Origin of the sequence: Leptospira interrogans (assembly GCF_900156205.1) — a bacterium.
Lineage (GTDB): Bacteria > Spirochaetota > Leptospiria > Leptospirales > Leptospiraceae > Leptospira > Leptospira interrogans.
Map to the genome: position 1 here is coordinate 59,405 of NZ_FTNA01000003.1, position 14,568 is coordinate 73,972.

The following is a 14,568-nucleotide window of genomic DNA, read 5'->3' on the forward strand; positions in this document are numbered from 1 at the left end:
ATGCAAAATTCATTAAGAATCATCGTGACGATAATGGCTTGTATGTTTACCGGATTAATCTCCTGTAAAATAAACGAAAATTCAGAAAGGCTTATATTCGATCAAAGCGAACAAAACGGAACAGTTCGTCTTCAGACTTTCGTTCACGGAAAAATCAGTCCTGAAAAAAATATTCAAAATTATGAATTTACCATAAACCAATCCGAAAACGTCCGTGGAAACATACAAATCGATTCCACGGATCCGGATCTAAAGGTTGAACTAATTAAAAAAGGATTTCTTTTTGACTCAAAGAAAGAATGTACAAATACAAATTTAGGAAATACATACTCTTGTAAAATCGAAAATCAATTATTGGAAAAAGGCAGATATACTGCAGCCGTTTATAAAAACACGAATACGAAAAAATCAGATTTTAATCTTTTTATAGGAATATTCGGGAAGGGTTATATAAATGTCAAAGCAACATCCAATTATTAGGATCTTCATAACATTTTTGATTTTAAGTTTATTTACCTCTTGTCAAAACGTACAAGTAAGTTTCGCACAAAAACCACCAAAATCGTGTATGCCGCCTATACTGAGAAGACAGTGTAAAAACGATTTGGAAGAAAGGGCCAGACTCAACGCACAACCGCCTAAGGTTCATGTCGTTTCTCAATCCTTTTATTTTTGGGGAATGATTCCAAAAAAACACCACGTCAATGTAAGTGACTATTGTACAAACGAGATCAAAGAAATACGTCAATATTCCACGTTTTTAGATTCTCTTTATGAACAATTGACTCTCGGAATTTATACTCCTAGAACCTTAAATCTAACCTGTTATAACTGAGTTAAAACTATGAGACTTTTTAAAATATTATTTTTTACTTTAATAACGTTAACAATGATTAACTGTTACAATACTACATTACAAATCCATGATAAAAAGTATTCGATTGCTACCGAGTCCGAACCTGAACAAACCTACAAACAAGGAGGTTTGTTATTAGGTTTGATAAACACATTTGATACTCCGGAAGTTCAATGTCCCGAAGGAAAACCAGAAATTCTAATTTCAAGAAACTTCTGGGACAATTTGATCCATTGGATAATCGGCGGAATATATACTCAAAGAACCGTACAAATATTCTGCAAAAAAGAAACTACCAATCAAGTAAATCAAGAAGGTCCCGGATAAAAGCCGGGATTCCAAGCGACCTCCCAATAAAATCCTTCCGGATCTTGGAAGTAACCGGAGTAACCTCCCCAAAAAACTTCCTGAGGTCGCTTAACAATTTTGGCACCTACTTTTTCCGCCTTTGCGATTACTTGATCCACTTCTTCTTTAGATTGTCCATTGTAAGCAATGGTAAAACCTCTAAAACCGTTACCTTCCGCGGAAACACCCGCGTCTGCGGCAAGTTCTTCCCAAGGATACAAAGCGAGCCAAGTTCCGTTTAACGTAAAGAAGGCGACATTTCCTTCAAATTTCATTTTAGGAAACCCAAGACCTTGTTCGTAAAAATGAACCGCTTTTTTTAGGTCCCTCACTCCGAGAGTAATCAAATTCATTCTTGGTTGCATGGGACTCAGATTTCAGAAATCGAAAGGATCGAAAAGTAAAATTCAATTTATTTGAAAAGAATTCTACCGTTTCATAAATTCTATGGTTTCACTGATGACTAATAAAAGCAAAACTTTGAGTTCAAAGTTACTAGAAATTATCTTAAAATTCGGCATTTTAAACAAAGATAAAGTATTTTTGAGTTAAATTCTAAGTTTTCCAAACGGTAATTTAAAGGAAACGAGAACGTTCAAATTATTTTCAAAACAATTTTTATCTTTTTAGACCGTATCTTGTTTTTACGAGATGAATGTTTTTTTCCATTTCGGCCCAGAGAGATTCTTTATTGGGATGGAAGGAAGCAAAAACACCTTGACGGATCAAATCTACGATCTCATCCAAAGAGAAATCTAAGAATCTCCAAAGTTTATAATATTCGTATGTAAGATTTACATTGAATATCTCAGGATCGTCCGTATTGATACTAAGAGGAAGACCCTGATCGTAATAATAACGAACTGGATGGTTTTGTTCTTTTCTAACGTATTTACCAGTAAATACGTTAGACGTCACACAAATCTCGATTGGAATATGATTCTCCCTAAGATATTTTACTAACTCGGGATCTTGGATCGCAGAAGTTCCGTGTCCAATCCTCTCCGCTTTGAGAAGTTCCACCGCCTCCCAAATTGCCCAAGGACCATCGTCTTCTCCGGAATGCGCCACCACTCTGAGCCCCGCTTCCCTCGCTTTTTGAAAAACCCCTTGATAATCCCTGGCGGGTCCCATAAGTTCCGCGCCTCCAAGACCAATTCCAATCACTTCCGGATGTCTCAGTTTTAGAACCCGATCTAGATTTTTCATCGCATTTTCTGGCCCAAAGGATCTGGAAACATCAACTAATAGACGTATGACGATACCGTCGTTTTCTTTTTCTTCTCGAATTCGATTGACTAAAAAATCGATCATTTCTTCAAAATCGAGACCGTTCTGAATAAACTTAGAAGGTGCAAAAAAAACTTCCGTATAAAGGATGTTATTCGCTCTCATGTATTCCGCGAGACTTTCTATAAAAAATGAGAAATCAGAAGGTTCTTTAACAAGCGACTGAATAAAAAAGAATACCTGAATGAAACTGTTTAAATCCTTAAAATTGAATTTAGCTTCAAACTCTTCATCCGTTACATTAATTCCATTTTTAGCCATCAATCTTTTCATCGTGTCCTTATTAACACACGCCTCAAGGTGGAGATGAATTTCCGTTTTAGGAAGTTCTCGTAGGAAATTAATTACGTCTTGATCGTCCGGTTTTTCCTTAGAAAGATCTCCGGACGGAAAAAGGCCTTTGAGTGGAACCGGAGTTTCCTGAGAAATCCCAGTTGTAGGAACTCCTAAGATCCAAGAAGGCGGATCTAGGACCTCAAGTTCCATGAGACCGACTCTTTCGTTTAAGAGTTCGTTGATTTGTTTATCAAAAGAAATTTGTAAAGAAGAAGAATAAGGTCGGTCCGCAGGAAGTCTAGACTTCAAACGGTTCAGTTCGGTCACGTCTCGATCGATGATCCGAATTCTATCTAAAATCTCTTGAAAAGTTAAAGCCACTAAGGCAATATATATTTTCCAGGAAAAGATTTCAATTCTGATTCAAGTATCAAAGTTTGAATGACCTAAGAACCAAATGACCCCTAACCTTTCCACTTTGCTCCAAAATCAATCCGATCTTTCCTGAAAACCCAATGTTTCGTTCAAAAATGTTCCATCCATCAAAATTCAACAGAACTGATTCTACTTAAAACTACATAATAAAGTACCCAATCCAATAGTTTACACTTCAATCATATGAATTAACAAAAGAGAATCTGGACGAATCCGACATTGCCGTACCGCGCGTTCAGCTCAGTGAATCAATTACATGAAAGAAATGTAATGCAATATTTCGTCTTGAATTACAGTTGATTATAAAACACGATCCTTAGAGAACCATAACCAACCCCATCTCACTTCTATGGGCACTCGACAGATCGCGTTGTGGGAACTAAATTTCACAGAGGCTTTGTCGTAATTCCGACAGATTAATCTTGAGATACAACACTTGTGAGGTTGGTTATGGTAGAGGGCATTTTGCCAAGTTTCCTACGTTTGAATCTCTTTCGCATTGGATTATAATCACTACTCGGACGCATGAAAACAATAGAAACCAGTTCAGTCTGTTTTGTCAAAAATTTACTAAATGACTATAATATATTTTTATAATATTTTTGTTTTACTGATTTCTAATCATTACTCAGAACTGTATAAATAACGTGAGTTCGACGTAAGAAAACGAGAAAGAATTTTCTAAAAGTATAAGTCCCTCTAATTTTAGAATTTGTTCGTAAAATCGTGATCTACTGGAATTTCCACATCGTTTTACAAACAAACCTAAATTTTGTGTGAGTTTCCCACACTTGAATACAACAGATTCAATTGTTATAAACTTCTATTTTATAAATTTTAGTAGTTCTCACATTTTAGGAATCGATCCGCAAAGCTCAGATCCTAACTTTTTTAGAAAAATGAATCATGGATTCCTTACGTCGAATTCACGTTCAATAAGTTCTCAATATTTTTTACATCGAAACAGAACTTTGTAATAAAAATCTACCGCACTCAAATTTTATAGGAATCAATAGAACATCTTTCATTTTGAATAGAATTGGTCCTTTGGATTTCAAAATTCAATCACAAGAAAAGATTTAAAAAACTGTATAAAAAACTTAATGATTTCATTTTGTTAAAAACTTGCCAAATAACTGTAACAGTTTTTTCTAATGTTTTGGACAAACTTCTATAAAATAGATTTTTAATTTTTAGAATTGTTGAAAAATTAATTCTCCATTTGTTTCTATTTTATGGAAATGGCAATTGAAGCAGTTTTGTTAATCGGAACTAGGGAATTTTTCAACAACTCTTTTATAAAGACCACAAAACAAAAAAATATGATTGAACAAAGATTCTTTTTAGACTTTATAGATGTTTCCTTGAGCAAAATGGAGATCATATGAACTTAGAAAAATGGAAACAATCTGGAGAATATTTTTCTTATCAAAACTGGAAAATTTTTTTAAAAGAAGAAGGTAAAGGTGAAAATATACTTTTGATCCATGGATTTCCGACCGCGTCTTTTGATTGGGAAAAAATCTGGCGACCACTTTCTAAAAATAGAAGAGTCATCGCTCTGGACATGTTAGGATTCGGATTTTCATCCAAACCTAAAATTGATTATTCAATTTTTTTACAAGCGGATATAATCGAAAAATTATTAAGCGACAAAGGAATCTTAGAAACCAAAATTCTCGCTCATGATTTAGGAGATACGGTAACACAGGAATTACTCGCACGTTTTATAGATAGAAAAAATTCGGGAAAAAAAGGACTGAATATTCAAGCGATCACTTTACTTAACGGAGGAATTTTTCCGGAATCTCATAGACCCAAGTTCATACAAAAACTATTACATAGTCCTTTGGGATGGATTCTTTCCGAATTTATGAATCGCAAGTCTTTTCAAAAAAGTTTTTCCTCTGTTTTCGGAGTAAATACAAAACCGAGTCTAGAAGAATTAGATCAATTCTGGGAGTTAGTTTCTTTTGATGGTGGAGAAAAAATTGCCTATAAATTGATTCGATATATACAAGAGAGAAAAATAAACCGGTCACGTTGGGTAAATGTTTTACTCAATTCTCCAATCCCAATTCGAATGATTAATGGTATAGAAGATCCGATAAGCGGTACGAATATTGTAAAACGATATAAAGAACTCGTTCCTTCGGCAGACATAGTAGAACTTTTAAGAATTGGTCACTACCCTCAAGTGGAGGCTCCGGACCAAGTACTAAAATCCATTCTATAAAAATTGGATCTTCTTTATTTTTAAAATATTATCATTCAGAACTATATAACAATGCACAAAATTTTGTTTTAAACTGGAATTTATTTTAAAATTTACGACATTTATTATATAGAAACTAGTAAAGATAGGATCACCAAACTTAGACAAAAGAATTTTGTACTCAGTTATCAACCCGATATTTTTGATAAAATAACAGGAATTTAAACAAAACCGTTTAGCAAAACTTAGGGTTCATCGATCTTATGATTTGCAATTTTTTGACTTAGGGATTTCCTTGAAAAAAAAAATAATCAAAGATTTTGATGGAATCGTGAAACAAAAAGACTTCATTTTAAATCTCTTTGACTTTATTATACTATCATGACCAAATCGAGTTACGGTAATCCTAGATTTTTCGATTTCGTATATGACGAATTTTTAACCGGCGCAGACGGTTCTATCTTTCCGTATCAAGAAGGTGATCTTTTCAATTCTCTAACAAGAGAAAATATATTAGAACTATTAGAAATCACCGGAATTCTTCCTGAAATCCGAAAGAAAGGTTATACCAAAGTTCAACTTGAAATTTCAGGTATGGGAGAAGATTTTCAAAGACTCGTTTTAATTTCCGATAAGGAAATTTTATTACATCTTCGTTTAAGCATTCAAGAATATAGATTAGAAATCAACGACTACTTCTTCAAAGAGAAGTATCTGATCATAAATTGGTTACAAACACGTCATCCGAAATCTCAAACTATGGATAAAAGTAGATTGTATCCCGGACAAGACGTCCCTGGCCTTGGAATTTTTCACCAGATTTCAGACTTTATAGGTTTTTTAATTTTATCTCTCAGATTAAACGGCTCAGTAATTCGACCTGAATACTTTCACGATGCAGTACTCTTTTCTAAAAAATTTAGATTTTTAACTCCCGAATCGCAGGCCCTATTTATCGCGCTCAGAAGGGATTTCAAAAATCAATCCATTCGCGGAATTTCCACCGATCTTCATTCTGGTAAAATCCAAAATCATAAAGACATTCTAAAATGGAAGGCCGTCGAAATGATTCTATTTTTAGAAAAGACTTTAAACTCCTTTGTATTCAATAAAAAATTCGACAAGAAAGTAGCCAAAATCTTAGATACGATCAAACTCAACATCATTGAATCTTAGTTAGGCGAAAGTTTTGAATTTTGCTTTTAACAAACAAAAAATAAATTGATGGCAAAAATTAATATTCGGGATGTTAGGTGATGTTATCACAACTTGGCTTTACGATTCTACACAGAAAAGGATTTACGTCGAGTTCAAGTTACACAACCGAACGTTCATCTCTTGATTTTTTAATCAATAAAAAGTCTTTGCTAAATAAACTAGACAAAGAAGGTGATTTTATGGGTTGTTTTGTGAAAGAGTTTGATAACTTAGATATTTATAAAGAATTATTACTTTTACAACTCCCTAAAACTGACTCTGGACGATCTTTAATTTATATTTGTCCTGAATGTGGAGATATAAGTTGTGGTGCATATGCTTGCAAGATTACATTTGATAGTTCAAAATATATATGGAGTGATTTTGCATATGAAAATGGTTATGAAGAGCCATATTTAATGACAAATATAGAATCTATTTTCTTTAATAAAACTGAATATGAAAAGATCATCCAGAAAGCTTTCAATTTTTTCAGAACTATATAACCGAACACTGAATATTTTACACTAACAGCCCGTTACAATAAGGACTCGCAGCACTTAATTTTATAGAACTCAATAATACCAAAACACAGTAGTTCTAAAAATTGTCACTGCGTTTCATGATCTCTCGTAGCCTCGCCACATTTCATCTAAAAGTTTACATTGTATTACAAAAACTATTATGATAGGTGATATTCTTTTAAAAATTTCAAAGAAAAATTCTTTAACGTGAGTTTGGCGAACGAGAAAGAATTTTCTAAAAGTATGAGTTCCTACAATTTTAGAATTTATTCGTAAAATCGTGATTTGTGATAGTTCCCACAGATTAAGTCTCTTAAAATAAAATATACATCTTTGAATAGTTCTTTTCGCGATTATAAATTGTGAAAGTTCCCACATTTTAGGAATCGATCTACAAAGCTCAGATCCTAACTTTTTTAGAAAAATGAATCATGACCGAACTCACACTATTTATAACTTTAGTAATCTTAGTTAAAGTTTCGTGTTTGTTATCAGATAATAAAAAATCCCGAATCCGTCTATTGAATGGATTAAAGACGGAGCAATTACTATCTTCAATCAAACCAATAAACACTTTCATTAATTTATCAGTATATGGAAAAATACTCAGATTGTCTGTAAATGTTTCTCTTGTAATTTTTTTATACAACAAAATACCTTTTAAACATCGGTTTTCTTCAACTACTCCAAAAGTAATACCTAATTAGCTTGTTTCAAAATTTAGAATGTAGGATCTACTTCAAAAAGCCAATCATTCCGAGTTAGATGCAATTTTTGAAAATTTATACATCTTTAGTAAAATCGATCGTTTATTTTTAGTACTATTTTCATACATCCGAGTAATAATTAGGTCACAGAAATTTATTTCCCATGTAATCTAAACGTAAAAAAAACGAATAGTATTTTGAATATTCTAAAACCGAAGGAGTTACTATTATGGGAACTGGTTTCGTGAATAACAAGATCAAAACAGAACGAAAACTGGAAGTTCGGATCGCCGAAAACCAATTAGAAATAGAACGAACTCTTGCACTTCGTTATGAAGTTTTCAATCTCGAATTGGGAGAAGGACTTCCTCAATCCGCTGCAACTCGTAAAGATAGGGACGAATATGATCTTTTCTGCGACCATTTGATCGTAATCGATAAGAACCAAGAAAACAAAATTGTAGGAACTTATCGAATTTTAAGAAGATCCGTAGCAAAACAAAATTTAGGTTTTTATTCAGACAACGAATTTGACATTACAAAAATTTACGAATTGGATGCAGAAACCGCAGAGATCGGAAGAAGTTGTGTTCATCCAGAATATAGAGACGGTTCTGTGATCTCTATGCTTTGGGCGGGACTCGGAGCGTATATGCAAAAATATAACGTTAGATACCTTTTTGGATGTGGCTCTATACATCAAACAGATGTACAATCTGCAAACGAAATTTATGCATATCTAAAAGATAAGAACGCTCTCGTTGGAAAAGAATTTGATATAACACCACTTCCAAATTTTGAAATTTCTGATTTCGATCCTAACTATCAACCAGACGATATGAAAGCAGTTCATAAAAGAGTTCCCGCATTAATTAAAGGTTATCTCAGGGCGGGAGCTCAAATTTGTGGAACTCCGGCATTGGATAAAGTTTTTAAAACCATAGATTTTTTTATACTATTCGATATTCGAGATATAGAATCCAAATATGGAAAACGTTTTCTAGATTAAACAACTCTCCGGAACACCTTGACGGGAGTTCTGGAGTTTTATTAGTATCTTTTTAAGCATTTGCTTTGTAGATCCCTTTTCAATGAAACAAAATGAAATAGACTTTCAACATCCTAGCATTCGGGATCAAATTCGATTTTATTCCTTAGTTACGATTTCTGGAATTCTGATGATCGTCTCTTATCAATTTGGACTCTCTTCTTATTATTTAGGCTGGTTTGCATTTTTTATCAGTGCGTTTTCCGTCGCGGGAAATGACGCAGTACAAACCGTAGGAACTTTTATAGAAAGTAAAAAAAACGTTCATTGGATTTCAAAGTTAGTCGTCTTAGGTGGAACCGTGATCGTTATTTTTTTAATCGCTTGGATCTGGAACGATGCTCAGATTCATTTTGGTCGATTGGAAAATTTTCCAGAAGTTCGACGATTTAATCTGATACAACTTTTAGCTCCTTTGATTTTAGTAGTGATTACTAGATTAAAATCCCCTATCTCCACTACTTTTTTGATCTTAGGACTTTTTGGTGGAAGTAATATCGAAAAAATGCTGACTAAATCATTTTTTGGTTACGGAATCGCGTTTGGTATCGCGATACTCGTCTGGGGAATTCTGGTAAAAGTCGATCCTAAAGAATATAAAGAAGATCATGTTCCCGATCTTAAAAGTGAAAAACGTTGGGCGCTTTTTCAGTGGTTATCTACGATTTATCTTTGGGTCGCATGGCTACGACAAGACGCAGCCAATATTGTAGTTTATTTACCTAGACAACTTTCTATTTTAGAATTCATCCTCGCAATGGTTATGTTAGTTGCTGCTCTGGGAATCATTCTTTACACAAATGGAGGAACCATTCAAGAACTCGTAACTGAAAAATCGGATATTCAATGGTCCAAAGCAGCAACAATCGTGGATTTAGTTTATGGAACAATTCTAATCGTATTTTACGAATGGAGTAAAATGCCCATGTCAACTACTTGGGTATTTTTAGGAATGTTAGCAGGAAGAGAAATCATTCTTAATTTTATGACGTTTAGAGATCTTCCTTATTTGGAAACGTTTCGAAAAGTAGGAAAAGACGTATTGTTTGCTTCGATGGGAATCGCGGTCAGCGTTTTTATTTTTATTTTAGCTTCTCAAATTTATCCCGATACGACTTCAGATTTTTTAAAGTAGATCCTAAAAACTTTTGTAAAAAATAAGTAAGCTTCTTAACTTAAATCACAATAGAAAACATATACTTTTTAAAAATAAATCGCCTACACTCCCCAACAAGTATTTAAGAAAAATATTATAATAGAATTCTTTAATTTTCTAAAAACCTCTGAAAAAGATTTTATCTAGAAAAGATCGTCATCTTTAGACTTTACAAAAGTGCACCTCATAAAAGTTAATTTTTACGTAAAAACCTTAAAAACTTGTCTCAAAACACCAGAATGTAGGAACTCCTAGGTGAGTTTAAAACAATAAAGTTTATTTGAAACTGTCAAAGGTGTGGGAACTCCCACAAATCGTAGATTTCATAGTTAAACTTTGAAAATTGTGGGAACTACTATAAGATATAAAAGAATCACCGTCCAATCAGATTTTTGGACAAAACAGTTATTTTACGACCATCATTAAAATTTAAATCCCATTTTAGCACTGAGTTGTTCGACTAAGAAAGACTTTTCTAAAAGTATGAGTTCCTACAATTTCAGAATTTGTTTGTAAAATCGTGGTTTGCAGTAGTTCCCACATTTAAGGAATCGATCTATAAAGCTCAGATTTCAACTTTTTTCAGAATCATGAGTTCTCAACGCCGAACTCACGTTAAAAAATATTCTTTCGAGAAAAGAGTTCCCACATTTTTAGAACTAACTGTAAATTCCCAAATTTGCAGTAGTTCCTACATTTTACTAAAAACTTTGCGATAAGGATGCGAAGCGGCAAGCAAGCAGCCGCCATATAACTTTTTCCGTAAAAAAAGTTAGGTCTTTTTCGCGTAACAAGCCCGGTCTTATCTTTTTTTATTTTAAATGAAATTAAAACCCGAGCAAAAACTGTTCTGCCCTCTTGATCTACAAACGCTTTATAATTTCACATCTTGAAATTAGACATTTAAAGAATCAAAATATTATAATTTACTTAACTCAAATCGAATGTTTTTAGGATCTTAAGAAAAACACTACGGTTTCAATCCAAAAGATTATAACGCAGAATACAGTAAATCGCACGAAAGCCGTCTTTCCATCCGATCTTTTTTCCTTCTGCGTAAGTTCTACCGTAATAAGAAATACCTACTTCAAAAATCCGAACGTCCGGAATTTTTGCAACCTTCGCCGTGATTTCCGGTTCAAACCCAAAACGATTTTCCTTAATATCAATGGACTGAATGATTTCTCGACGAAACGCCTTATAACAAGTTTCCATATCCGTTAAGTTGATATTCGTAAACATGTTGGAAAGAGTAGTTAACACCATGTTTCCTAGACGATGCCAGTAATAGACAACTCTATGTGGACGACCTCCCAAAAACCTGCTTCCAAAAACAACATCCGCCTTACCTTTGTAAATCGGATCGATCACTTCTGGAATTTCAAACGGATCGTATTCTAAATCAGCGTCTTGAACGATAACAATGTCCCCCGTTGCCGCTTTAAATCCAGTTCTTAATGCAGCCCCTTTTCCCTGATTGATTTCGTGAAAGATAATCTGATTGGCCAGCTTTTTAAAAGCGGGAGTTTGAAGTAAATCCCTCGTTCCATCTTTGGAACAATCGTCTACAAGAATGATTTCCTTATTTTTGATCGGAACTTTTTTCACAGTTTCCAGAATATTACGAATCGTATTTTTTTCATTATAACAAGGAATGACGATGGAAACTTTCATACTTACCCCAAACCAGTAATTTCAGCCATTCGAAAATCTCGAATGATCGCGTCGGCTCGTGCTATTATTTTTTCTAAAGCGATTCCGAAAACCAAATTCTGATAGGATTCAGCGGCTTTCGGGAATTCTTTCTCATCTATTTTGACCGAAAGAGTTTGGGAGATTCTCTTTTTATCAATACATTCACGAGCAGAAGTTATAATTCCTTTCAGAGCAATACAAACTTCTTTCAAAAGATTTTGGCCGTCTTTTTCCATCGCACTTTGATTTCCATTAGCGTCCAACAAAGCTTTAACGTGCTCACCAATTCGAATCGAGGGCAAACCCCTTCTACTGATTCCCATTCTTTCAACGATTGCAATCATATCTTTGAAGATAGAAAACTCAGGCGTCCCTTTAAAGATATAAGTCAAAGCAGGTAGTTCGGTTTCGGTAAAGGAAAGAATAGCTCCGTAAAAATAACGGATCTCAGGTTTAGCCAAAGGATGAAAATCAATTCTTTGGTATTTTTTGAGTTTTGCTTCCTGCTCTTCCAAGATCTTATTGATCGTATCTCCTTTAGCGGCTTGTTTCTTATCTTCTATTTCTTTCTGTTTGGCTTTTAAGGTTTCTAAAAATTGAATCTCATCCTTAAGGAATAGAGAAAGATTTCCTTTTTGTTGAAGAATCATAGTAAGTCTAGATTCAAATGCTTTCAGATCGAAAGCTTTTGGATTCTTTTTTGAATTTTCAGAATATTCCGTCCTCAGTTTATCAAGAACGGCTTTAATTTCGGAGCTTTGTAAGGGTTCCATAGGAGTTATCTCCTATTCAGTATCGACCCAACTTTCCAAAGAGATAAGTAAAGAAGAAATATCTTCCGAACAATAAAGAAGCGCTGTTCTAGAATCTCGAAACATTTGTTGCTGATTGTATGGAAGTTGTTTGATGTGATTATCATTTTTGGTGTTTAAAACGTTCAAAGCGCTTAAAACCATCTTTTTAAGTTTTTGAACCAACCCGAGCATCAGCTCCTGCATCTCCCAAAGAGTCACTAGTTTGAGTTTTTCAGCATCCGTATTTTTAGATTGAAGAATCTGCTTTTTGGAAGACTCAAATTTAGCCGTGTAGTAGTTGACTGATCTAGGATAAGTGGTCAGTTCTTTATGGTAATTTACTAACCGATCCAGCTTTTGAAAAAATTCGATGTCAAACTCCCGATTTAAGTTTCCTATGATGTTTTTATTTTCGGAAGGATCGCCAGTGATTTCGAAAATTTTTGAATTTTGAAGATTATTCAAAACAGAATGAATTCTTTCTTTAAGTTTAGTAAGTTCAGAGATTTTTTTCTCGATAACGTTTCCGTCTCCTAGAGAAGTAGAAGAACCGTATTCCATTTTTAACAAAGAATCACCTGAGTCGTGTTTGGTGGAAAGAGCGGGGCCATCCATAATATTGAGATCCATTTGACTCAAATCCAAATCAGCATTAGAAACGTCTCTGGCTTTACGATGATCCCTTTGAAAAATCGGTTTTGGAATCGCTCCTTCGTTAGTAGTTTGAAAAGAACTCGGTTTTGGAATTTTTGCAGAAGACTGCTCTTGGGTTTTAGACATGATTTCTTGCAGAGAAGAAATTTTTTTCGCCGTAGAAGGATCCAGTGAAGGTAAAACTTGTCTAACGGGAGCACGCGAAACTTGTTTGTGTTTTTGTGCTTCATTAGGAGATTCTAAAGCAATCCTCACGAATTCCAATCTTCTAGTGTCTCGATTGAAACGAAGGGCAAAACGATTTCCTTGTTTGTCTATAAATTTCTGATTGAGTTGACCCAAAGAAAGTGTGTTAGGATCTACAGAAGAGATAGAATCTACGACGATATATTCAAATTTGTTTAACATTAACAATCTTCCTCAAAGACGGTTCCATTATTAAGTTGAAAAAAATTTTCAGAACCGAATACGTCGTGTTTGTCGAACAAAATGGGAAATGACTTTAATCCAATACCTAAGTAAAAATCCAAATACACGTTATGCAAAATATCTTCCATTAACAAATCAAATGAACGGAAACTATGGAAACAATAATTAAAAATTTGTAAATAAGAACTTTTTTGAATGACGAACGAGGTAGAAACTTTTTCTCTTTCGATCGACAAAAAACACCTCCCCGACTTTTCAAAGTCATGAAGAAGTAAAATTCCCAATTCAGCAAGTTCGGAAAGATTTACTTCCTCTTCTTGAAGACGGGAAAAAAAGTTTCGATCCAATGAAACAGTCAAAAAAATATTTCTAGAGTAATCTTGCATCATATCGATCCTCCTTACCAAAACGGTTCCGAAAACCGTTCGAAAGGATTTATTTCTGAGCACTACAGAATAAAGTTGTAAGGATTTCCGCTTCTAAGCGGCGATCTTAGCACAAATAAATTCAAGATGGCCATGATGCGTTCTAGATATTATAAATCGGAACTAAGAGCTTGCCCCCAAAACCTCAAAGAATTTTACACGATAATTTCTTTAGAAATTTTTAATAGAATGCAGTAGTTCCTACAAATTAGGTCACATTTGGCAATTTGGGAACTTTCAAGCAGTTCTAATGTCGTTAAATTTTCGTAGTAGCTCCCACATTTTTGTAAAACTCAATTTCACAGTCGTTTGAAAAACTCAGCGTCTCGCTTCTATAAGCGCTCGAAGTAACTCACCTCTATGGATCTGTGTTTAGGATTTGGGACAAACTTTAGTACAAAGAAGTATGAAAATGATACTATGAGTTTTCAAAAGTTAGAAATAGGATCTACTTCAAAAAAAGATATAAGATAACGATCTGTAAGAACTTTTACATTTTTGCAAGATCCAACACTCACT

The 14,568-nt window shown here is 34.0% G+C and carries 15 protein-coding genes; 8 read left to right on the forward strand and 7 right to left on the reverse strand.

Annotation, left to right across the window (positions count from 1 at the left end; translation table 11 throughout):
- Nucleotides 1-42 precede the first annotated feature (42 nt).
- From BW942_RS03245 to BW942_RS03255, 3 genes are read left to right on the forward strand one after another with little or no spacing between them, the layout of a single operon-like run.
- A complete protein-coding gene (locus BW942_RS03245) occupies nt 43-480 on the forward strand; it encodes an LIC_10463 family lipoprotein (RefSeq protein ID WP_000494002.1) in 438 nt (145 codons plus the stop codon).
- Nucleotides 455-835, forward strand: a complete 381-nt coding sequence (locus BW942_RS03250; RefSeq protein ID WP_011172086.1) for a Bor/Iss family lipoprotein — start codon at nt 455-457, stop codon at nt 833-835. The genes BW942_RS03245 and BW942_RS03250 overlap by 26 nt, the downstream gene beginning before the upstream one ends.
- 9 nt (nt 836-844) lie before the next feature.
- Nucleotides 845-1,183 (forward strand): LA_3781 family PerA/PerB upregulated protein, encoded by a 339-nt coding sequence (locus BW942_RS03255; RefSeq protein ID WP_001235980.1) that lies wholly within the window; start codon nt 845-847, stop codon nt 1,181-1,183.
- On the opposite strand, the gene BW942_RS03260 is transcribed toward BW942_RS03255, so the two are convergent.
- The gene (locus BW942_RS03260; protein ID WP_001183065.1) at nt 1,165-1,569 is read right to left on the reverse strand and encodes a VOC family protein; all 405 of its coding nucleotides are present in this window, start codon (nt 1,567-1,569) and stop codon (nt 1,165-1,167) included. The two genes, BW942_RS03255 and BW942_RS03260, sit on opposite strands and share 19 nt — an antisense overlap.
- Before the next feature lie 253 nt (nt 1,570-1,822).
- On the reverse strand, nt 1,823-3,130 hold the full coding sequence (gene add / locus BW942_RS03265; protein ID WP_306795543.1) for an adenosine deaminase: 1,308 nt from the start codon (nt 3,128-3,130) through the stop codon (nt 1,823-1,825).
- 1,459 nt (nt 3,131-4,589) lie between these two features.
- Between add and BW942_RS03275 the strand changes: the two genes are divergently transcribed.
- The 3 genes from BW942_RS03275 (at nt 4,590) to BW942_RS03285 (ending at nt 7,123) form a co-directional block, all read left to right on the forward strand.
- Nucleotides 4,590-5,441, forward strand: a complete 852-nt coding sequence (locus tag BW942_RS03275) for an alpha/beta fold hydrolase (protein ID WP_001047532.1) — start codon at nt 4,590-4,592, stop codon at nt 5,439-5,441.
- 360 nt (nt 5,442-5,801) lie between these two features.
- Nucleotides 5,802-6,596, forward strand: a complete 795-nt coding sequence (locus tag BW942_RS03280; protein ID WP_000167513.1) for a hypothetical protein — start codon at nt 5,802-5,804, stop codon at nt 6,594-6,596.
- An 80-nt stretch (nt 6,597-6,676) separates the two neighbouring features.
- Complete coding sequence (locus tag BW942_RS03285; RefSeq protein ID WP_000952185.1) at nt 6,677-7,123, forward strand: hypothetical protein; 447 nt, start codon at nt 6,677-6,679, stop codon at nt 7,121-7,123.
- A gap of 418 nt (nt 7,124-7,541) precedes the next feature.
- Here the strand turns inward: BW942_RS03285 and BW942_RS03290 are convergent, their stop codons facing one another.
- Nucleotides 7,542-7,790 carry a hypothetical protein gene (locus tag BW942_RS03290; protein ID WP_000277019.1) on the reverse strand — a complete coding sequence of 83 codons (249 nt, stop codon included), beginning with the start codon at nt 7,788-7,790 and terminating at the stop codon, nt 7,542-7,544.
- Nucleotides 7,791-8,077: 287 nt separating this feature from the next.
- Here BW942_RS03290 and BW942_RS03300 point away from each other — a divergent pair, with 287 nt between their 5' ends.
- Nucleotides 8,078-8,857 (forward strand): GNAT family N-acetyltransferase, encoded by a 780-nt coding sequence (locus BW942_RS03300; protein WP_000536473.1) that lies wholly within the window; start codon nt 8,078-8,080, stop codon nt 8,855-8,857.
- Nucleotides 8,858-8,939: 82 nt separating this feature from the next.
- A complete protein-coding gene (locus BW942_RS03305) occupies nt 8,940-10,031 on the forward strand; it encodes a hypothetical protein (RefSeq protein ID WP_000812257.1) in 1,092 nt (363 codons plus the stop codon).
- Nucleotides 10,032-11,030: 999 nt separating this feature from the next.
- Here the strand turns inward: BW942_RS03305 and BW942_RS03310 are convergent.
- From BW942_RS03310 to BW942_RS03325, 4 genes are read right to left on the reverse strand one after another with little or no spacing between them, the layout of a single operon-like run.
- Complete coding sequence (locus BW942_RS03310) at nt 11,031-11,726, reverse strand: glycosyltransferase family 2 protein (RefSeq protein WP_000868621.1); 696 nt, start codon at nt 11,724-11,726, stop codon at nt 11,031-11,033.
- Between the two features lie 2 nt (nt 11,727-11,728).
- Nucleotides 11,729-12,520 carry a hypothetical protein gene (locus BW942_RS03315; RefSeq protein ID WP_000433586.1) on the reverse strand — a complete coding sequence of 264 codons (792 nt, stop codon included), beginning with the start codon at nt 12,518-12,520 and terminating at the stop codon, nt 11,729-11,731.
- Between the two features lie 12 nt (nt 12,521-12,532).
- Nucleotides 12,533-13,603: an LIC_10450 family protein gene (locus tag BW942_RS03320; RefSeq protein ID WP_000932425.1), complete on the reverse strand. Its 1,071-nt coding sequence runs from the start codon at nt 13,601-13,603 to the stop codon at nt 12,533-12,535.
- On the reverse strand, nt 13,603-14,013 hold the full coding sequence (locus BW942_RS03325) for a hypothetical protein (RefSeq protein ID WP_002076170.1): 411 nt from the start codon (nt 14,011-14,013) through the stop codon (nt 13,603-13,605). Before BW942_RS03325 ends, BW942_RS03320 begins: the two co-directional genes overlap by 1 nt.
- Between the last annotated feature and the right edge of the window lie 555 nt (nt 14,014-14,568).